The organism is Sinorhizobium sp. BG8, assembly GCF_016864555.1.
Lineage (GTDB): Bacteria > Pseudomonadota > Alphaproteobacteria > Rhizobiales > Rhizobiaceae > BG8.
In genome coordinates, this window is sequence record NZ_CP044011.1 from 3,397,171 (window position 1) to 3,414,667 (window position 17,497).

Annotated in this window: 16 protein-coding genes, 1 tRNA gene and 1 pseudogene; 10 read left to right on the forward strand and 8 right to left on the reverse strand. The window is 62.0% G+C overall.

What is annotated here, in order from left to right; translation table 11 throughout:
* Positions 1-25: 25 nt before the first annotated feature.
* Both F3Y30_RS16010 and F3Y30_RS16015 read left to right on the forward strand, forming a co-directional pair.
* The gene (locus tag F3Y30_RS16010; protein WP_203423710.1) at positions 26-1,051 is read left to right on the forward strand and encodes a sterol desaturase family protein; all 1,026 of its coding nucleotides are present in this window, start codon (positions 26-28) and stop codon (positions 1,049-1,051) included.
* The gene (locus F3Y30_RS16015) at positions 1,048-1,839 is read left to right on the forward strand and encodes a 3-methyl-2-oxobutanoate hydroxymethyltransferase (RefSeq protein ID WP_203423711.1); all 792 of its coding nucleotides are present in this window, start codon (positions 1,048-1,050) and stop codon (positions 1,837-1,839) included. Before F3Y30_RS16010 ends, F3Y30_RS16015 begins: the two co-directional genes overlap by 4 nt.
* 340 nt (positions 1,840-2,179) lie before the next feature.
* Here the strand turns inward: F3Y30_RS16015 and F3Y30_RS16020 are convergent.
* From F3Y30_RS16020 to F3Y30_RS16035, 4 genes and pseudogenes are all read right to left on the reverse strand, one after another.
* Positions 2,180-2,255: transfer RNA gene (locus tag F3Y30_RS16020), tRNA-Lys, on the reverse strand.
* A gap of 119 nt (positions 2,256-2,374) precedes the next feature.
* A pseudogene (locus F3Y30_RS16025) lies at positions 2,375-3,291 on the reverse strand (PhzF family phenazine biosynthesis protein).
* A 70-nt stretch (positions 3,292-3,361) separates the two neighbouring features.
* Complete coding sequence (locus F3Y30_RS16030; protein ID WP_203423712.1) at positions 3,362-4,087, reverse strand: NUDIX hydrolase; 726 nt, start codon at positions 4,085-4,087, stop codon at positions 3,362-3,364.
* Between the two features lie 16 nt (positions 4,088-4,103).
* Entirely contained in the window at positions 4,104-5,210 is a 1,107-nt protein-coding gene (locus F3Y30_RS16035; RefSeq protein WP_203423713.1) for an endonuclease/exonuclease/phosphatase family protein, read from the reverse strand.
* A 157-nt stretch (positions 5,211-5,367) separates the two neighbouring features.
* Between F3Y30_RS16035 and F3Y30_RS16040 the strand changes: the two genes are divergently transcribed.
* The 5 genes from F3Y30_RS16040 to F3Y30_RS16060 all read left to right on the forward strand — a co-directional run bounded on the left by F3Y30_RS16040 (position 5,368) and on the right by F3Y30_RS16060 (position 10,039).
* Positions 5,368-5,940 (forward strand): aminotriazole resistance protein, encoded by a 573-nt coding sequence (locus F3Y30_RS16040; RefSeq protein ID WP_203423714.1) that lies wholly within the window; start codon positions 5,368-5,370, stop codon positions 5,938-5,940.
* Between the two features lie 19 nt (positions 5,941-5,959).
* Entirely contained in the window at positions 5,960-7,483 is a 1,524-nt protein-coding gene (locus tag F3Y30_RS16045) for an ATP-binding cassette domain-containing protein (protein WP_203423715.1), read from the forward strand.
* Positions 7,480-8,154: an energy-coupling factor transporter transmembrane component T gene (locus F3Y30_RS16050; protein WP_203423716.1), complete on the forward strand. Its 675-nt coding sequence runs from the start codon at positions 7,480-7,482 to the stop codon at positions 8,152-8,154. Before F3Y30_RS16045 ends, F3Y30_RS16050 begins: the two co-directional genes overlap by 4 nt.
* Positions 8,151-8,789: a phosphoribosyltransferase family protein gene (locus F3Y30_RS16055; protein ID WP_203423717.1), complete on the forward strand. Its 639-nt coding sequence runs from the start codon at positions 8,151-8,153 to the stop codon at positions 8,787-8,789. The genes F3Y30_RS16050 and F3Y30_RS16055 overlap by 4 nt, the downstream gene beginning before the upstream one ends.
* Before the next feature lie 191 nt (positions 8,790-8,980).
* The gene (locus tag F3Y30_RS16060; protein WP_203423718.1) at positions 8,981-10,039 is read left to right on the forward strand and encodes an aldo/keto reductase; all 1,059 of its coding nucleotides are present in this window, start codon (positions 8,981-8,983) and stop codon (positions 10,037-10,039) included.
* A gap of 27 nt (positions 10,040-10,066) precedes the next feature.
* Here F3Y30_RS16060 and F3Y30_RS16065 read toward each other — a convergent pair whose 3' ends face one another.
* On the reverse strand, positions 10,067-10,507 hold the full coding sequence (locus F3Y30_RS16065; RefSeq protein WP_246752763.1) for an Lrp/AsnC family transcriptional regulator: 441 nt from the start codon (positions 10,505-10,507) through the stop codon (positions 10,067-10,069).
* A 132-nt stretch (positions 10,508-10,639) separates the two neighbouring features.
* Between F3Y30_RS16065 and F3Y30_RS16070 the strand changes: the two genes are divergently transcribed.
* Entirely contained in the window at positions 10,640-12,310 is a 1,671-nt protein-coding gene (locus F3Y30_RS16070) for a M20/M25/M40 family metallo-hydrolase (RefSeq protein ID WP_246752764.1), read from the forward strand.
* Positions 12,311-12,383: 73 nt separating this feature from the next.
* On the opposite strand, the gene F3Y30_RS16075 is transcribed toward F3Y30_RS16070, so the two are convergent.
* The 3 genes from F3Y30_RS16075 to F3Y30_RS16085 all read right to left on the reverse strand — a co-directional run bounded on the left by F3Y30_RS16075 (position 12,384) and on the right by F3Y30_RS16085 (position 15,986).
* The gene (locus F3Y30_RS16075) at positions 12,384-13,607 is read right to left on the reverse strand and encodes a PLP-dependent aminotransferase family protein (protein ID WP_203423719.1); all 1,224 of its coding nucleotides are present in this window, start codon (positions 13,605-13,607) and stop codon (positions 12,384-12,386) included.
* 698 nt (positions 13,608-14,305) lie between these two features.
* Positions 14,306-15,325 carry a ketol-acid reductoisomerase gene (gene ilvC / locus F3Y30_RS16080; protein ID WP_203423720.1) on the reverse strand — a complete coding sequence of 340 codons (1,020 nt, stop codon included), beginning with the start codon at positions 15,323-15,325 and terminating at the stop codon, positions 14,306-14,308.
* Positions 15,326-15,368: 43 nt separating this feature from the next.
* Positions 15,369-15,986 (reverse strand): TetR/AcrR family transcriptional regulator C-terminal domain-containing protein, encoded by a 618-nt coding sequence (locus tag F3Y30_RS16085; RefSeq protein WP_281435388.1) that lies wholly within the window; start codon positions 15,984-15,986, stop codon positions 15,369-15,371.
* A 460-nt stretch (positions 15,987-16,446) separates the two neighbouring features.
* On the opposite strand from F3Y30_RS16085, the gene F3Y30_RS16090 reads away from it, so the two are divergent.
* A complete protein-coding gene (locus F3Y30_RS16090; RefSeq protein ID WP_203423722.1) occupies positions 16,447-16,830 on the forward strand; it encodes a hypothetical protein in 384 nt (127 codons plus the stop codon).
* 347 nt (positions 16,831-17,177) lie between these two features.
* Positions 17,178-17,387, forward strand: a complete 210-nt coding sequence (locus F3Y30_RS16095; protein WP_203423723.1) for a cold-shock protein — start codon at positions 17,178-17,180, stop codon at positions 17,385-17,387.
* Positions 17,388-17,497 lie beyond the last annotated feature (110 nt).

Here is a 17,497-nt window from a genome sequence, read left to right on the forward strand (position 1 = left end):
ATCGACCCATGCGGGAGGCATGATCATGGACGACCAGACATTCGGAAAACGTGACAAGCGAGGAAACTGGGCACCGAACGGGGCCCTGTCGCCAGCACCACTCTTCGTTCTGCCTCCCAGGCCCCTCCAGCTTCTTCGGTGGCTGCCGAGCTACTTCCTTCCCTGGAACGTGTTCTTCATGGCCACCGCCGCGCTGTTCTGGTTTTACCTGACACCGGAAACAGAGACGACGAAGACGCTCTCAGTGGGGTGGATCGCCTTCATCTTTGCGCGGAACCTCGCCGCATTCTTCCTGTTCTATGGGGTGATTGAGTTCCGGCTCTACCGCCTGCGCCGTCAGGAAAACCGCTTCAAGTACAATCCAAACTTTCCCGCCGACAAGAAGAACTCCGTCTTCATGTTCGGTTCGCAGGCACTGGACAGCATCATCCGGGCGGTGGGAACGGGCGTTACGATCTGGACCGCCATCGAGGTCGTCACACTATGGGCTTTCGCCAACAACTACGTTCCCATGGCGAACTTCCACGACGATCCGCTTTGGCTGGCAACGATCGTCCTTCTGGTCCCCGTCTTTCATGAAGCGTATTTCTTCGCGATCCATCGGGCTCTTCACATCCCGTTTCTCTACAAGATGGTTCACTCCGTGCACCATAACTCGGTGAACCCTTCGCCGTGGTCGTCGCTGGCGATGCATCCGATCGAGCATCTGTTCTTCTTCGGCGAGGCGCTCATCCACCTGGTCATCTTCTCTCACCCGCTGGTCGCGATCTACAATCTGCATTCGCTGGCGTTCGGCGCGGTCGTTGGGCATGTCGGGTTCGACAAGATCGAAACCGGTGAGGATAGCGGCATCGACACGCATGCCTATGCTCACTACCTCCATCACAAATACTTCGAAGTGAATTATGCAGATGGGCTCATCCCCTTCGACCAGTGGTTCGGTACCTGGCACGACGGCACCAAGGCCGGCGAGGAAGCGATGAACGCCCGCTGGAGGAAGAAGATGGAGCGTGAGAACGCCCGCAAGGCCCGACAGGGAGAAAACGCATGACGCGCCCGCTGACAGTCGCCGATCTCTCGGCCCTGAAAGGCAAGCGCCAGTTTCTCACCATGCACGTGGATAGTCCCTCGGAAGCCGCAGCCGCGTCAGAGGCGGGCATAGAGATGTTTACCTGCGAGGTGGGGGAAAACCTCCGGAAGATCCGCGCGGCGGCTCCGAACACGTTCATACAGGCCGCTCACGCGCAGGGAACCGTTCACGACGAGTCCAGCGCCATCCGGGAGGGTTTTCGAGCACTCGAACTCGGAGCGAGCTGCGTCTACTTCGCCGGGTCCCTCCGACTGGTCGAGGCCATGGCAAAGGAAGGGATACCCGTGAGTGGCCATGTCGGACTGGTCCCAAGGTGGGCGACGTGGACAAACTACCGGGCAGTTGGCAAGACGCCGGAAGAGGCCGTGTCCGTGTTCCGGAAGGTCAAGGATTACGAGCAAGCGGGTGCCTGGGCCGTCGAGATGGAAATCGTTCCGGTATCGATTGCCGAATGGATTACACGGTCAACGCCGCTGATCACGCTCGGGATGGGTTGTGGATCCGTCTGCGACGCGCAGTATCTCTTTTCCTGTGATGTGCTCGGCACCGGAACAGGCCGCATGCCAAGGCACGGAAAACAGTACGCCGACCTCGCTTCCGAGGAGGCAAGGCTGCAGCAGATCCGGGTGGATGCGTTTCGTAATTTCGCAGACGACGTCCGATCGGGCGGCTACCCCGATCACCGCCATGAGGTTCACGTCGATGAGGATGTCCTGGAGTCTGCCAGGAAGCTCATCCGGTCTGCGTGACCATCCGCGTGGCGAGGGCGTCGTTCAACGCGCGAGGCAGACCTGCTAGCGATAGCGATCCTCGCGTTTGATGACGAAGCGGTTTCGATCAAAAAGCAAGACAGACGAACTCGTGTGAGGGTCAGGGCCGCGCCTGACCTGCTGGCGCGGTTGGGGAAAGTAAAGCGGGAGAAGCGGCAGCGCGTTCTTGCGGAATCATTCGGCCAGAAGTGGAATTCCAGCCGGTTCACCTCACAGAAGCGAATCAACGATATCTGTCGCGAAGCAAAGAATGCCGAAACTTCAGAATGCTGGTCTTGTTGTAAAAGCGCGTTGGTAAAAATGCGCTAAGTAGTTGTTTTGGTGGGTGATCACGGGCTCGAACCGTGGACCCGCTGATTAAGAGTCAGCTGCTCTACCAACTGAGCTAATCACCCATCCGCGACCGCTTCAGCGGTCTGGAGGGGCGTATAATGGCGTTCGGGGAGCTTGTCCACCCACCCCTCGAAAATTTCTTTGCAGAAGCGAAGATTTTTTCGCAGCCGCTCCCTCGGGGTCAGATTTCCAGCGTTCCCGAAGCGAGCTTGACCGCCTGGCCGCCGATCCTGGCTCCCGCAATCTCGCCGCCGTCGACATCGAGATGAAGATGGATGAAGGACGGCCTGCCCATTTCCACCCCCTGCTCGATCAGCAAGGGATGGCGCCCGTCGATCAGCCTGTCGAAGAAATGAATGGCGCCGGACATTGCCGCGACGGCAGACCCCGTCGCAGGATCCTCGCTGGTCCCCAGGTCGGGCGAAAACATGCGGGTGTGGAACTTCGCAGTGTGGTTCACCCCGCCGCGACAGTAAAGGTACGCCGCCGCCAGCCGTCCCTCGGCGAATGGCACGCAACGCTCCCAGAGCACCGGGTCGAACTCCACCTCCCCCACGGCTGCAAGATCGTGGAGCGGCACGAGAACGAACGAAACGCCGGCGCTCCACAGAGACGGAACGTGATTCTCGAAACCGATATAGGACACCTTGATCCCCAGGGCATCGGCGATCGCCTGCCGGTCGAGCGCCGCGTCGAGGCGCACGGATTTACGCGGCAGGTCGAACTCGGCGAAGGAGGCGCCCTCCCCATTGATCTTCACCGCGCAACGCACCGGACCGACGTTTTCGTCAAGCACGCTGACCAGGTCGATCGGGCCGGTCGCCGTCTCGTTTTCTGCCTCCGCAATGGCGATCGCCGCGCCGACGGTCGGATGGCCGGCGAAGGGCAGCTCGGAGACCGGCGTGAAAATCCTGAGCCGGGCGGTGTGCGCGGGCCTGGACGGCGCACATACGAAAACGGTTTCGGAAAGATTGAATTCCCGGGCAATCGCTTGCATCGCCTGGTCAGAGAGGCCATCTCCCCGAAGACCACAGCGAGCGGATTCCCCGCCAGCTTCGTGGCTGTGAAGACGTCGTAAATGGCATAGCGACGTGCCAAGGGTCTCTCCTCTGCTACGCTTTTCCAGAGCCGCAAACTGCACGAGGCAACTGGACGCGGCAAGCGCAAATCAGCCTTTTTCCCGTGCAAAAAACCAGTCGAGGACGGGAGGCATGAAGGGCATGTAGCTGTGCGCCGACGCGTCCGGCCCGAATATCGCGACCGCCCCTTCGATCTCGGGCTCTGGCTCGGAAGCGACATGGGCTGCGATGCGTTCCATCAGTTCCGCCGCGCTCGCGGCCATCCGGAATATGCGGACGACCGTGAAGACGCGATCGATGTGAAGCGCGTAGTAGCCGCCCTCCGCCTCGGCGGCGGCAAGGTCGAGCCCCGTCTCCTCCTTGACCTCGCGGCGCATGTTGAGATCGATGTCGGCCCGCCCATCGAGAACATCGCCGCAGTCCAGGGACCCGGCCGCACAATAGACCTTCCCGGCATTGACGGTGTGGCGCCCCATGCTGACGGCGATGATGCCGCCATCGGCGGAAACGATCAGCGGAAGCCCGAACAGGTGATAGCCACTGTCAACGGAGCGCGACTTGCGCCACCAGAGAAAGGTCGAGAACGGCACCATGTGCCCGCTGGCGGAGAGGCTTTCCCCGACAATGGAGACCTCACGTTGGAAGAGGATCTGCCCGTCGAAGAGGGCCGGATTGGCGGCAGTCTCCACAAGCCAGTTGGCCGCGGCATTCGACGCCTCGCGAAGATGGTATGGGTGAGGCACGCTGCTCACCCGCAGGTCTGGGCGAGATATCGGGAAGACCACGCCTTCGGGCGGCCATTCGGCTCTGCTCATGTCAGGTACCTCTCCGTCATACGTCCAGCGTCATCACGACCGGGCAGTGGTCGGAAGCCTTGGGTCGATCCCAGCCGATGCGCGGGTAGCGCTCCACCTCCTGTCCTGGCGGAAAGATCGTTCTGTAGGGCTGCCCGCCGCGGATGATTTCCGGGATGCGCTCGGCATTGCGCTGCGCGAGTCGCGGCGACAGCAGTATATAGTCGAGCTGGCAGAGATGGCGCTCCTGCGGACCCCGACTGTGGTAGAGCGTCCATTGGTCGTCCACGGGACGCCGTTCGACCACATTGGTGGCGAAACCGTCCCGCGTGAATACGTCGAGGCAACTCCTCTCCTCCGAGGCGGGCGTGAAGCTGTAGCCATTCTTCCGGTCACCCTCGATAACCAGCTTGTTCTGGTAGTCGTTCATGTCGCCGCAGATGGCGAAACTCTTGTTGGCCGTTCGCCCGGCACCGAACCGGCCCTCGATGATGCGGCGGACGGCGGAAGCTTCCGCGACGCGAAGCGGCATGGTGGACTGCCTGCCGTCGAGCCCGTTGCGCCCCGGCCCCATCGACTTGAAGTGGACCACGTAGAGCGTCAGCGGCCGGCCTGCGATCCTGAGGTCCAGTTCGAGGCAGTCCCGCTTGAAGATCCGGTCGTCAGGATTGGTTCCCTCCGGCATGTCGTTGGTGAACAGGTCGAGGTCCCGATAGGTCAGCGACGCGTGGCTCCGCACGTCGACGCACACGATCGGCTGGCCGTCCCGGGTCTGCTCGCGCATCAAAACAGCGACATCGATGCCGCGCGTGTCGTTGCCCTCGATCAGATACTTCTGGCGGTAGCCGTTGCCGACCATGCGGAAAAGATAGCCATACTCGAAGGCCTCGAGCGCCGACATGTTGTCGGCCTCCTGGAGGCAGATGATGTCGGCGTCGGTATCGGCGATCGCGAGCGCCGTCTGCTGGCGCGTATCGTCCGTATGGGCGATTGTTCGCGCTTCCTCCAGCCTCTGGTACTCCGCCTCGCTGCGGATGTCGAAAAGCCTCAGCACCCGATCCTGCTTCAGCTGGTTGCGGAAACCCGTGAAATCGAACCGGGTCATGAGATTTTCGATATTGAAAGTGGCAAGGCGAAGCGACATCTGGAAAACCTGTTTTCGGCGCAGGAGTTTAGCCAGCAGGCGAAGGAAGGAAAGCCCATTTTGCGGGGCCAGCGCCAAAGCCCGGACGCCCGATTGCTCCGACGAGGCACGCATCTTGCTTTCTCCGACCCCGGGAGACAAAACCATGGGGACAGAAATGCAACCGACAACAGTGACCACTCCGGAAGGCAACACGCTCTTCCCGATCGTTCTTTCCATCGTCGCCGCCGCCGCGACGGGCGTGCTCTGGGCCTACGCCAATCCGATCCAGCTCGTACCAGGCGTGATCCAGTGGCGGATCTTCGCCTTTCTCCCGCCGCTGATCGGCATTCTTCTCGGCTGGCGAAGCGGCTTCATCTGCGGATACCTCGGCACGATCGTCTGGTCGCTGCTCGCCGGCACCTTCATTCCTGCCCATTCCCTGATCGTCGACGGCATCATGGTCGGCCTGACGGGTCTGGTGCCCGGGCTGCTCTTCGATCCGACCAAGACGACGTTCGACCGCACAACGCTGATCAAAATTGCAGCAACCTGCCTCATTGTTGGCCTCGTCATGGTTGCAGCAGTCTCCGCCAGCCTCGCCTATCTCGGCATCTTCCCGTTCTGGTGGGCCGTCATGTATCTCGGGCTCTCCGACATCGTCCCGATGATCATCGGCACGCCCCTTCTGGTAATTCCGGCGCTGAAGATCCTCAAGAGCGCTCATCCGGCCGGCTTCACGCGGTTCTAGACCAAGACTGTAGTGCAAAGTGCTTGAAGTAAAAGACATAGCGGTAGGCTTCGGCGAAACGGGACGCGTGCTCGCCGGGGCCTGCCTGACACTTTCCGAGGGACAGAGGCTGTTGGTGTGCGGCGCCGCGGGCAGCGGCAAGTCCACCCTTCTCAACGTCGCAGCCGGCATCATTCCTCGCCTGATCACTCCGCCGCGCTTCGGCGGCACCATGACGCTGTACGGCCGGCCGATGGGCGTCTACAGCAAGGATGCCCTCTTCACCACGATCAGCATCGTCTCGCAAAACATCGAGGACCAGCTGTGGGATCTGAATGTCGAGGACCTCATAGCCTTCCCGCTGGAAAATCGTGGCCTCGACAAGCGCGCAACCAGGGACCGCCTGCAGGTTCTCCTCTCGGAAATGGAACTGGACGCCCTGAGGGGCCGGCGCGTTCTGAAACTTTCCGGCGGCGAGCGTCGGATGGTTGCTATCGCCGCCGCCCTTGCTGCCTCGCCCAAGCTCCTCGTTCTCGACGAGCCGACGACCGGCCTCGATCCTGCCGCCCGCCTGCGGCTGGTGCGCATCCTCAACAAGCTCACGCCCGAAATTCCCGCCCTCCTCGCCTCGGAGCAGGATCCCGCCTCGCTGAGAGATACGATCGACAGCGTCACGCTGCTGAACGGCGGCAAGCTCACGCACACCGTGGCAGCGCAAGACATCATGCCTCTGTCTGCGCCATGGCTCGATGCGGGGATCCTGCCGCCGAGCCGGCAGAGAAGCGCACGCAGAGATGGCGCACCGGGCGAAACGCTCCTGTCCGTTTCAAACCTCAGGACGAAGCTTGCCCGCCCCGATGGGCGTCCGGTCCTTGAAGAGGTCGCCTTTGCGATCCGTGCCGGCGAGACGGTCGCTCTGATCGGCCGCAACGGTGCCGGCAAAACGACCCTCTTCCAGGCGATCCTCGGGCTGGTGAAGGTTGCAGAAGGGGCGATCACCATTGGCAGGGAGCGCGCGGACGGCTGGACGGCGGCGCGCCGCGCCCGGTCGATCGCATACCTGCCGCAGAACATGCGGCGCATCCTGTTCAACATGTCCGTGCTCGAGGAGGTGGTGTTCGCGATCACCGCATCGACGGGAACGACGAACGACCAGGCTGTCCTTTCGCGCGCCACGGCCGCGCTCGCGAAATACGGGCTGGCTCATCTCGCGCAGAGCAATCCCTTCGCGCTCTCCGCACGCCAGCAGGCGCTTCTCGGGCTTGCCTGCGCGGATGCGGCCGAGACGCTGGTCGCAATCCTCGACGAACCGCTTCTCGCCCGCGACGTCCATGGACGAAAGATGCTCGATCTCTTCCTGGACACCATGCGGTCGCGTGGCCGCGCCGTGCTGCTGATCTCCCACGATCTCGAACTGGTCGACGACGTGGCGTCGCGAACGCTTATCCTCGACGGTGGCCGCATCACCTTTGACGGAACGCTGGAAAGCGGGTGGACGAGCAGCGCCTTCCACGGGCTCGGCTGGCCCGCTCCCTATCAGCTCGCCACGGGAGAGGTCGCATGAACCGGCTATTCGACCTCAATTTCTTTCTCAAGCTGATCGCGGCCTTCCTCGTCATGCTGGTCGCCTGGCTGATGCCGGACTGGCGCTTCGGCATCGCGCTGGCGGTGGCGGTTGTCGGTTTCCTGTGCGTTGTCCGCACTCCGGGACTGCGCGCCTATCTGAAGGGCGCACTGCTTCTCACCCTCCTTGTCATGACGAGCTGGATCGTCAATCTGCTGCTGCAGGGCCTGCCCCTTGTGGAGGCACTGCCGATCGCCTCGGCGATGGCTGCCCGGCTGGTGACGACCACCGCGGCCTTCTATTTCGTCATGGAAACCAGCACGCCGGGCTCCATCCTTGCCGCCTGCAGCGCGCTCCGCCTGCCACCCATCGCCACACTCGTGCTGTCGCTGACGTTCGGCATCATCCCGATGCTGCGCGAGGACTTCGAACGTATTGCCGATGCGCAGCGTGCACGCGGCATGGAAATAGATGACGTGCCGCTCCCGACCCGGCTGCGCTATGCACTTGCGCGCGGCATGCCGATGCTCGTTCAGGCGATCCGCATGGCCCACGCCATCTCGCTCTCGCTGGCGATCTACGGCTTCGACCTCAAGCGAAAGCGAACAACATGGCGCAATGTCGGCCTGCTCGTCGAACCGCGCCTCATACCGAAGGACAAGACTGAATGACCAATGAACCGTTGGAGACGCCGCTGACCGGAGAGTTCTGGCCGGTCGATGTGGCTGGCCTCGAAGTCAAGCTGCCGATCGTCGCGATCAAGCCCGACTTCGCCATCTCGCTGATGATGGTCATCGATCTCGGGGTGAAGTTCGGAGAGCATATAGGCAAGGAACTCGCCAGGAAGCTGGCGCCGCTCGAGCCCGACGTCATTGTCGGCGCGGCCACCCTCGGAATTCCGGTTGCGATCGAGGTTTCCCGCGCCCTGGGCCTCGACAACTACGTCATCCTGCAGAAATCGCCGAAGATCCATCTCGGTGACGCCATGGTGCAGCGCATTTCCTCGATCACCTCCAAGGGTGAGCAGCGCCTGCTGCTGGACAGGCAAGCCATTCCGCTTCTCGAGGGCAAGCGGGTCGTCGTCGTGGACGACGTCGTCGCCTCCGGCTCTAGTCTCAAGGGCTCCGTCGAGCTCGTCCGCAGTGCCGGCGGCAATGTCGTCGGCATCGGCGTGATCCTCACGGAAGCGCGCGACTGGCAGGAGACCCTTGGCGAGGACAGCGCGCTGGTCCATGGCCTTGCACATATTCCGCAATTCACACCCGGCGAAGGCGGCTGGCAACCGATTCCGGAAACGTTCCTCTGAAGGCAGGATACCGCCGGCTGAACCTATTCAGGAGGGGCGCGTTTCGACACGCCCCTGTCTCTGATCCACTACCTTCCGGTTGAAGGCGCGAAGAAGCCGCTTGTCGGGGGAGACGGAACTCACCATGATGCGCCCCCGCGTCAGGGGTTTTTCGCCGGTCGCCTGCACCGGCTCATGAGGAGGAAATTGCAATGGAATACCGGCTGCTCGGCCGCTCGGGCCTGAAGATCTCGACCCTTACCATGGGCACGATGACGATTGGCGGCGGCGGCAAGTTCGCCCAGGTGGGTTCGGTCGGGCTTGAGGATGCGCGCCGCTACGTTTCCATGTGCATCGACGCCGGCGTAAATCTCATCGATACCGCCAACATCTACTCGAACGGAGCCTCCGAGGAGATCATCGGCGACGTTCTTGGCGGCAAGCGGCCTGGAGGTGTTCTGGTCGCCACCAAGGCACGCTTCTCGATGGGCAAGGGACCGAACGATGGCGGCCTCTCCCGCCATCACCTCATTCACGAGTGCGAAGCGAGCCTCAGGCGGCTGAAAACCGATGTCATCGACCTCTACCAGGTGCACGAGTGGGACGGACAGACGCCCCTCGAGGAAACGATGGAAGCGCTCGACACGCTGGTGAAGCAGGGAAAGGTCCGCTACGTCGGCTGCTCCAACTATTCGGGCTGGCATATCATGAAGGCGCTCGGCATCAGCGCCGCCGAGCACCGCCAGCGCTTCGTCAGCCAGCAGATCCACTATACGCTGGAAGCGCGCGAGGCTGAGTACGAACTGCTGCCAATATCGATAGATCAGGGCCTCGGCGTTCTGGTCTGGAGCCCGCTCGCCGGCGGGCTGCTCTCCGGCAAGCATCGCCGCGACACTCTGACGCCGGAAGGCTCGCGCCAGCTCGCCGGCTGGAACGAGCCGCCGATCCGCGACGAGAATCGTTTGTGGAATATCGTCGACGTGCTGGTCGAGATTGGCAAGGAACGCGGCGTGTCGGCCGCGCAGGTAGCGCTCGCCTGGCTCATCGGGCGGAAGGCCGTGACCTCGGTCATCGTGGGCGGTCGGACAGAAGCGCAGTTCAGGGACAATCTCGCCGCTGCCGACCTTGTGCTGTCCGAAGAGGAGCGCCGGCGCCTGGACGACGTCAGCCTGCCGCCGGTCATCTATCCTTACTGGCACCAGCTGTGGACGGCGAACGACCGGCTCGGCGAGGCCGACCTTTCGCTGCTCGGTCCACACCTCGGCAAATGAGAAGCGCCGCCGCGCCCTGAGAATTCGTCACAGGGTGGTCAGCAGCAGGCTCGTCTCGGACTTCGATACGCCATCCATCGAACGGATATGGCGGAGAACCCTGTCGAATTCGACGAGGTTTTCCGCCTCGATCTCGGCAACGAGGTCCCAGGAACCATTCGTCGTATGCAGCGCACGGATCTCCCGGACACCGCGCAGGTTCCCGATGACGGAGACGGTCTTCTGCCCGGTGATCTCGATGAGCGTGATCGCGCGCACCGCGTGCGGATCGTCGGATGCGGCCACGCGCACTGTAAAACCGGTGATCACACCGTCCTGCGTCAGACGGTCTATTCTGTTCTGAATGGTTCCCCGCGACACTTTGAGCATTGCCGAGAGCTTCGATACAGAGGCCCGTCCGTCCGTGCGCAGCGCCGCCAGAAGGCGTTTGTCGATCGTATCCATCATCCCTGCCATTTTGTCAGCCATGCCTATCAATTTGCGCACCTTATCGCGCATTTTCCCAAATTGTTGACATTTCGCATGATTGCGTCCTCCGCTAGCGTCCTTGCCGGTACGCGGTTACGGACTTGCCGCACAGCATGAGCAGAAGGGTTACCAATGGCGAGCACCGCATCGAACGAGAACAGGGTATCCGCCTCCCGGACAAGCGAACTGGCGCTTGAGATGACCCGCTGGCCGAGCGTGAGCGGCACGCCCGGCGAAGCCGAATTTTCCGAGAGGCTGCACGCACTGCTGGCGCAAACGCCCTATTTTCAGGACCACCCCGACCAGCTCCTGACCTTCGACAGCCACGGGGATCCGATGACGCGCAATGTCGCGGCGCTGGTCAGAGGCTGCGGCCGGGAGACGATCGTTCTGGCGGGCCATTTCGACACCGTCTCCATCGACAACTACGGCACGCTGGCGCCACTGGCCATCGAACCGGAAGGCCTGACCAAGGCGCTCGTCGCCGAGCTTTCGGCCCGCCCGCGTAATCCCGCGGAGGAGAAGGCACTTGCCGACCTCCTCGGCGGCGACTTCATTGCCGGTCGCGGACTGCTCGACATGAAAAGCGGGCTTGCAGCAGGCATCGCCGCCATGGAGCGTTTCGCCGCCCTGCCCGCGCCCGTGGGCAATATCCTCTTCATTGCGACGCCCGACGAGGAGGTCCTGTCTCGCGGCATGCGAAGCGTTCGGGACGCCCTGCCCGCACTCGCGGAGCGTTTCGGGCTGGATATCGTCGGCGGCATTAATCTCGATGCGTCGAGCTGCGAGCGTAATGGTGAGGAGGGCCGCGCCGTCTATCTGGGCTCGGTCGGGAAGTTCCTTCCCTTCGCCTTCGTGGTCGGCCGTCCGACTCATGCCGGCTATCCGTTCGACGGGATCAGCGCCCACCGGATTGCCGCGGAAATCGTTCGTGCCATAGACACCAACCCGGCCCTTTGCGACGAGGCCTTCGGCGAGACCTCGCCGGCACCCGTCGTTCTCGAGGTGAAGGACCTGCGCGAGAGCTACGACGTCACGACCCCGGACAGGGTCTGGCTTGCCTGCAACTGGCTCACGCACCGGAGGACCGCCGCCGGGCTGTTCGAGGAGTTCGCGGCAATCGTTGGCAACGCCATGGCCGCGGCGCTTGGCGCTCAGGCGGAGAACCGCAGCAAGTCCACCGGAGACTCAGCCCCTTCCCATGCGCCGGCCGGCCGCGTGCTCGCCTACAGCGAGCTGGTTGCGATCGCCAGGGAGCGAGGCGGCGAGACGGCGATCGAACGCGTTCGAAATATCGAGCGCACTCTTTCCGGCGGCGACAATCCGCTCGCCATCACGCGCGAAATCGTCTCGGCCATGGTGACGGAGGCAGGCATCGTGGGCCCGGCGGTCATCGTGGGGCTGAGCAGCCTGCACTATCCTCTCGTGCATCTTGACCGGCAGGGTGCAGCCGGCCGAGCGATGCAGGAGATCCTTGCCTCGGTGATGGAGCGGGTCGCCGCCCGCCACGACACGACGATAAAGTTCAAGCAGATCTTCGCCGGAATCTCCGACATGAGCTTCTTCGGCCATGCGCCGGACGCATCGGAAACGGACGTACTGGCGGTCAACACACCGGCAGCCGTGTTCTCCGACACGCCGCCGGCGGGAAGCCTCTCCTTCCCCGTCGTCAACATCGGCCCGTGGGGCCGCGACTATCACCAGAAATGGGAGCGCGTTCACGCCCCTTACACTTTCACCGTACTGCCTGACCTCGTCTTCGAGGCGGCGGTCGCCTGCCTTCAGGCCCTGCGCGCGAGATAAAAAAATCTCCCGAAGGCGAGGAGCGCTTTCGGGAGACTTGCATCAGATGTTGGCTGCGAAGCTGGGAGACGCCTCAGGCCTTCGGCATCTCTTCCGCGATCAGTGCGCCGAGGCGCGCGATGCCCTCGTCGATCATCTTGTCGTTTGCGCAGGAGAAGCTCATGCGGAAGGTGTTCTCGCCCGTGCCATCCGCGTGGAATGCGCGACCGGGGACGAAGGCCACCTTCTTCGTGGCGATTGCCTTCGCCAGGAGATCGGCGCCGTCCATGCCCTTCGGCAGGGTCACCCAGATGAACATGCCGCCCTCCGGCTTCGTCCAGCTCGTGCCCTTGGGCATGTACTTTTCGAGCGCGGCCAGCATGCAGTCGCGGCGATAGCTGTAGGCCTTCTTGATCTTGGCGACCTGGGCATCGAAGCCGCGGCTTGCGACATGGGCGATGGCCATCTGGTTGATGGTCGAGGAATGCAGGTCTGCCGCCTGCTTCATCAGCACGAGTTTGCGGATGACGGGGGCATTCGCGACGATGAAGCCGACGCGCAAACCCGGAGCCAGCGTCTTGGAGAAGCTGCCGCAATAGATGGTGCGCGTGTCGTCGATGTTGCCCTTGCGCTCGATCTCGAGTGCGAGGATCGGAGGGATGGCCTCTCCGTCGTAACGCAGCGACTGATAGGCGGCATCCTCGATGAGCGCGATATCGAGCTCGTCGACGAGGTCGATGAGCTTTTCACGCTCGGCCCGATGCACGGTCTCGCCGGTAGGGTTGGCGAAGTCGGCCGAGAGATAGGCGAACTTGACTTGTCCTCCGGCCTCTGCCGCCGTCTGCCTGTGGGCTTCCGGTGTCCGGTTGCCGCCGGGAGTGAGCTGGTCGTAGTTCGGCTCGTAGGCGTTGAAGGCCTGAAGGGCGCCCAGATAGGTCGGCCAGGTAACGAGAGCGGTGTCTTTCGGCGAGAGGAAGAGCTTGCCGAGATAGTCGAGGCCCTGTTGCGAACCGGAAACTATGAAGACGTTATCGAGACCGCAGGGTACGCCGAGCTTGCCCATCTCGCCCGCGATCCATTCGCGCAGCGGCGCATAGCCTTCGCTTACGGAGTACTGGAGTGCCGAATTCACCGCAGCGCTGGAGAAAATGTCGGCATAGGCCGCCTTGAATTCCTGGTCCGGAAACAGGGCCGGATCCGGAATGCCGCCGGCAAAGGAGATGATGTCCGGGCGGTCGAGCAGCTTGAGAAGTTCGCGGATGTCGGACGCCTTCATGCGCGAAGAACGCGTCGCAAAGATCTTTTCCCAATTCAACATGGGGTTTCCTCGTAATTTTTTGTCGCGGGGCGACCAAATCACGCAACAAACAATATGTCAACAATGCTGACCTATCTGGTGCGATTATTCTTGGTTCGCAGCGTGGCAGCCGCCCTTCCCGGAAGCTTTGAGAACGTTCGCGGTCAGGCGTCAAGCTCTTTTCAGGAATGGTGCCTGAACGGCGCAAGAGTAGTCCGCGCGCCACCGCACGGCCTGATACTGATGGTTGAAAGTGTGACTTGCAGGGGTGAGAGGGAGAACGCGAAGCGGCTGGATGACAGGGGCCTTGCAAGGCCGCACGCCGGAGCCTGCACCCGGGGAACCATGACAGTTCGCGCAAAGGTCGATCGGAGGACTGGTCCTCGCCGCCTTCAGTTGAACTAGCTGAGCTGGCGCCTTGCTACTTGGCGTGGCGGTCGTACCAACTGCACAGCGCGAGGCAGATGATCCCCCCGAGAATGAAGAGATCGAGCACGGCGAAGTAGTTCAGAACCGTCGTCATCACACTATCCTCCCGATTGTGGAACGAGACGATGATGATTTTGTTCCTCTTTTGGAAATGATGCAACTGTCGATTGGCATCGTCGTGCAAACCGGAGGAGGACGGCCCGGTCGCCGCGCAGAAAAAGAAAACCGGGCAGTCTCCCGCCCGGTTCCCGTTGATGGATGGACGCTGGCCCTGGGCCAGCGCCGATCGATTAGTTGACCGACTTGTCGACCAGCTTGTTCTTGCCGATCCACGGCATCATGCCGCGGAGCTTCGCGCCGACTTCCTCGATCTGGTGCGAGTCGTTGTTGCGGCGGATGCCCTTGAAGCGTGCGCCGCCGGCCTTCCATTCCTGCATCCACTCGGAGGTGAACTTGCCGGTCTGGATGTCCTTGAGGACGCGCTTCATCTCTTCCTTGGTTTCAGCCGTGATGATGCGCGGACCGGTTACGTATTCGCCCCACTCGGCCGTGTTGGAGATCGAGTAGTTCATGTTGGCGATGCCGCCTTCATAGATCAGGTCGACGATCAGCTTCACTTCGTGCAGGCACTCGAAATAGGCCATTTCCGGTGCGTAACCGGCTTCGACCAGCGTCTCGAAACCAGCGCGGATGAGCTCGACGAGACCGCCGCAGAGCACGACCTGCTCGCCGAAGAGGTCGGTTTCGCACTCTTCCTTGAAGTTGGTCTCGATGATGCCCGAACGGCCGCCGCCGACGCCGCAGGCGTAGGAGAGCGCGAGGTCAAGGGCGTTGCCCGAGGCATTCTGGTGAACTGCAACGAGGCAGGGAACGCCGCCGCCCTTCTGGTATTCGCCGCGAACCGTGTGGCCCGGGCCCTTCGGTGCGATCATGACGACGTCTACGGAAGCCTTCGGCTCGATCAGGCCGAAGTGGACGTTGAGGCCGTGCGCGAAGGCAATCGCGGCACCGTCACGGATGTTGCCGGCGATGTCGGCCTTGTAGATGTCGGCCTGAAGTTCGTCCGGCGTCGCCATCATGAGCAGGTCGGCCCACTTTGCGGCATCCGCAACGGTCATGACCTTGAAGCCGTCGGCTTCAGCCTTCTTGACGGTCGGCGAACCGGCCTTGAGAGCGATCGCTACGTTCTTTGCGCCGGAATCCTTGAGGTTCAGCGCATGGGCACGGCCCTGGGAGCCGTAGCCGACGATGACGACGTTCTTCGACTTGATCAGGTTGAGATCGGCATCACGATCGTAATAGACACGCATTTGGAGTTTCCTTCCCTTGGGTCGCGTTTCCTCGGCAGGCGTTTTACGCCCCTGCCCCGACGTTTTCCACACCGTAAAGAGCGAGAAAGGACGCAACCGCCCGTTCCGCCCGTCCGGCGAATTCTTTCTTCATCGGCGTCATGTCATCACCGAGGAGCATCCTGAGATGCAAATCGGAAACGACGAGGCCGTAGAGCGTTCCGTAGGCTTCTTCCGCATCCTCGAAGAGGAGAAGCCCCGCCTCACGCCCCGCGTTGAGCAGGGTTGCCGCGCGTCGCCCTATCTGGCGCCGGCCGCGCTCCTGCAGCATGTGGCCAAGCTTCGAGCCTTCCCGGCTTGCCTGCCCGATCGCCAGCCGGTTGAGCGCGAGCGAGACGTCGCCGGACAGAACCCCGAGCAGATCGTGCGAAAAGGCGACGAGATGCCTGCGCAGGCTCTCGCTCGTCAACGCCTTCGCATCGACCTCGACCGTGCGGACCTTGCCCGCCTGGTATGCGATCATCGCGGACAGCAATCCGTCCCGATCACCGAACCACTTATAAAGACTCTCCTTGGAGCAGTTGGCAGCACGGGCCACCCCGGCCGTCGTCAGGGCCTTTTCGCCCCCCTCGACCAGCAGCATGAGCGCGCACTCGAGAACGTCGCCCTGACGTGTCGTCAAGGTGCCCTTCGTGTCTCCGTCTCTGCTCCGCTCTAGAGCCTGCACCAAACCAACTCCCCCTGCAGTACCGTACGGTACGGTTCGGCAATAAACCAAGCCTGCTGTCGGGTCAATGGGGTTGTCGGTGAAACTTCTGACGACACGACGGGCTCTGCGACATTGTGAATCGGTCATGAATCGATTCCCGCGAAGAAAGCCCCCGCAGCACAAACCGGTGCTGGCGGGAGGGGCAGGAACGCAAGATTGAGGCAATCAGCTATGCCGCTGAAAAGAGAAGAAAATTCCGAAAACTCGCAACAAAGTTCACCTTTGCGCGAAATTTTGCTTCCACTCTCGGCATTTGCAAATAAAATCGATCAAGTAAGTTGTCACATTGAAACATAGCGTTCCCACAGGCATTGAATACGGCTGACATTTTAGGAGTACGAAGCCCAACGCCCTTACGCCAAGGAGACAGAAAATGATGAATTTCCTGCCAGACCTTCACGAAGGACATGCTCCAATCACCCTCCAACACCTCTTCCGCGACGCCATCTATGCGTTCGACGATTGGGAAGATGGCACGCCCGAACCGGCCGTCATGCATCAAGGCACCCTGGTTCCGATAACGGTCGTGTTCGAATCCATGCGCGGCTGCACCGATATCGTGCCTCAGACGGTTCTGGTTGCTGTCACCGAGCGCCTGACCAAGCCCTGGGACGGCGACGGCCCTCTCGATGCAATGACATTCTCGACCGCGGCCCGCATCATGGGCGTGCTGATCCGCAAGCGGAAGCTTCACGGGACCGAGGCAGTTAACACTTTCGTCGAACACGCGTCCGCCAAGCGCCCGCCCCTCCACTGAGGGGCCTCGCTGTTCCTGGACAAGACACGTAGCCATCTTCCCGCTCTGGGCGGGGAGATGACCGGTTTTTCAGGCAATCGCCCCCGCGGTAATCCGTATGGTGGAGCGGCTGAATCCCGGAGGACATGGCCCGGAGAGGCGCCCTGCCCGTCGAGAAAGTCTCCCCGGCTTCTTGACTTCTCCGTGGGACCAATTATTTGAAGGGCATCGAGATTTGAACGTTGACTTCTGCTTTTGCGCTTTTAGCGCAGTTTGACGAACTTCCCCTTCAAATTCGACCAAAAGCGGTAGACGGCGAAGTAGCCGTCTATCTGATTGATCAGACGGAGAAGAAGAAAGGTTTCGTCATGGCAACTGGTACTGTCAAGTGGTTCAACACGACCAAGGGTTACGGCTTCATCGCACCCGATAGCGGCGAGCCCGACGTGTTCGTCCACATCTCGGCTGTCCAGCGCGCTGGTTTGAACGGCCTCGACGAAGGTCAGAAGGTTAGCTACGAACTCGTACGCGACCGTAAGTCTGGCAAGATGTCGGCCGATCAGCTCGCTGCAGCTTGATGGCAAGTTCCCGCCGTTGACCACGGATGTACCGGCAGCGGCTAGGGAATGAAGGGAAGGTCGGGCTTTGTCCGGCCTTTTTTCTTGCGCGCTTTTCGCCTGGCCCCAAC

What these genes read in the sequence shown, in the direction of transcription:
- F3Y30_RS16010 (WP_203423710.1), top strand. Translation starts at nt 26, where the DNA reads ATGGACGACCAGACATTCGGAAAACGTGACAAGCGAGGAAACTGGGCA.
- F3Y30_RS16015 (WP_203423711.1), top strand. Translation starts at nt 1,048, where the DNA reads ATGACGCGCCCGCTGACAGTCGCCGATCTCTCGGCCCTGAAAGGCAAG.
- F3Y30_RS16030 (WP_203423712.1), bottom strand. Translation starts at nt 4,087, where the DNA reads ATGAGCAGAGCCGAATGGCCGCCCGAAGGCGTGGTCTTCCCGATATCT.
- F3Y30_RS16035 (WP_203423713.1), bottom strand. Translation starts at nt 5,210, where the DNA reads ATGTCGCTTCGCCTTGCCACTTTCAATATCGAAAATCTCATGACCCGG.
- F3Y30_RS16040 (WP_203423714.1), top strand. Translation starts at nt 5,368, where the DNA reads ATGCAACCGACAACAGTGACCACTCCGGAAGGCAACACGCTCTTCCCG.
- F3Y30_RS16050 (WP_203423716.1), top strand. Translation starts at nt 7,480, where the DNA reads ATGAACCGGCTATTCGACCTCAATTTCTTTCTCAAGCTGATCGCGGCC.
- F3Y30_RS16055 (WP_203423717.1), top strand. Translation starts at nt 8,151, where the DNA reads ATGACCAATGAACCGTTGGAGACGCCGCTGACCGGAGAGTTCTGGCCG.
- F3Y30_RS16060 (WP_203423718.1), top strand. Translation starts at nt 8,981, where the DNA reads ATGGAATACCGGCTGCTCGGCCGCTCGGGCCTGAAGATCTCGACCCTT.
- F3Y30_RS16065 (WP_246752763.1), bottom strand. Translation starts at nt 10,507, where the DNA reads ATGGCTGACAAAATGGCAGGGATGATGGATACGATCGACAAACGCCTT.
- F3Y30_RS16070 (WP_246752764.1), top strand. Translation starts at nt 10,640, where the DNA reads ATGGCGAGCACCGCATCGAACGAGAACAGGGTATCCGCCTCCCGGACA.
- F3Y30_RS16075 (WP_203423719.1), bottom strand. Translation starts at nt 13,607, where the DNA reads ATGTTGAATTGGGAAAAGATCTTTGCGACGCGTTCTTCGCGCATGAAG.
- ilvC (WP_203423720.1), bottom strand. Translation starts at nt 15,325, where the DNA reads ATGCGTGTCTATTACGATCGTGATGCCGATCTCAACCTGATCAAGTCG.
- F3Y30_RS16090 (WP_203423722.1), top strand. Translation starts at nt 16,447, where the DNA reads ATGATGAATTTCCTGCCAGACCTTCACGAAGGACATGCTCCAATCACC.
- F3Y30_RS16095 (WP_203423723.1), top strand. Translation starts at nt 17,178, where the DNA reads ATGGCAACTGGTACTGTCAAGTGGTTCAACACGACCAAGGGTTACGGC.